This window comes from Nonomuraea sp. 10N515B (assembly GCF_052245915.1).
GTDB lineage: Bacteria > Actinomycetota > Actinomycetes > Streptosporangiales > Streptosporangiaceae > Nonomuraea.
The window spans coordinates 1-885 of record NZ_JBQQBQ010000219.1; the positions used below are offsets into that span (position 1 = coordinate 1).

Sequence of the window (885 nt, forward strand, 5' to 3'; positions counted from 1 at the left end):
GGCTGAAGGACGCACACGAGGCCCGGGTTGCAGCCCGGCGAGAACTACGCCAGGATCCCCTATAACCCCTCCCGCGACTGATGGGTATTTAAGACCCGATCTGGTGCATTTTCTCTGACACACCTCGCTGTCCGCTCTGGCCGACGACCTGACCGTGATCGCATCGGAGGTCGTGACCAACGCGGTCGTGCACGCGAAGTCCGCGATGACCCTCTCCCTGCACAGACAGGGCCGAAGCGTCCGAGGCGAGGTGGCCGACCACAGCCCCGTCTGGCCGACCCTGCTGCCGGCGGGACCGAACGAGGAGCACGGACGCGGACTGGCGATCGTCTCGGCCTACTCCGAGCGATGGGGTGTCGATCCGGCGCCGGAAGGCAAGATCGTCTGGTTCGTCTGCGGGGAACGGCAGGGTTCGTGAACGAGTCGTCGGCGTCCGAAAGAGCTTGTCCCAGGCGCGTAAAGCAAGGAGATGGCAGACTGTGACCATGCGAACACCCTCAGCAAAGTATTTCAATACCACTGGGCCCTGCGACCCGAGGCGCCACTACATGCTGCCACCCACGCCGCAGCTCCCGCAGGTGCGCGAACTCATCGAGAGAGACCACTACTTCGTGCTGCACGCACCCCGGCAGACCGGCAAGACGACCATCCTGGACGCCCTGGCCTCCGACCTGACCGCCGAGGGCGACATCGCCGCTCTGTCATTCTCCTGCGAGCGCGCCAAGATCTTCAGCGACGACATCGCCGCCACGGAGACGATTCTGCTGGACTCCCTCCGCGAGACCGCAAACTTGTCGGGATTGTCCGGCGAACTGCTGCCGCCGGACTCCTGGCCGGAGGAGCAGGCGGGCACCCGGTTCGGTAAGGCGCTGAGCGCGTGGTGCC

At 65.5% G+C, this 885-nt stretch carries 2 protein-coding genes; both read left to right on the plus strand.

Annotation, left to right across the window (positions count from 1 at the left end; all coding sequences use genetic code 11):
• Positions 1 to 136: 136 nt before the first annotated feature.
• Positions 137 to 418: an ATP-binding protein gene (locus tag ACTWQA_RS59130; RefSeq protein ID WP_443167524.1), complete on the plus strand. Its 282-nt coding sequence runs from the start codon at positions 137 to 139 to the stop codon at positions 416 to 418.
• A gap of 130 nt (positions 419 to 548) precedes the next feature.
• On the plus strand, positions 549 to 885 hold a 337-nt coding region (locus ACTWQA_RS59135), incomplete at its 3' end, for a hypothetical protein (RefSeq protein ID WP_443167523.1).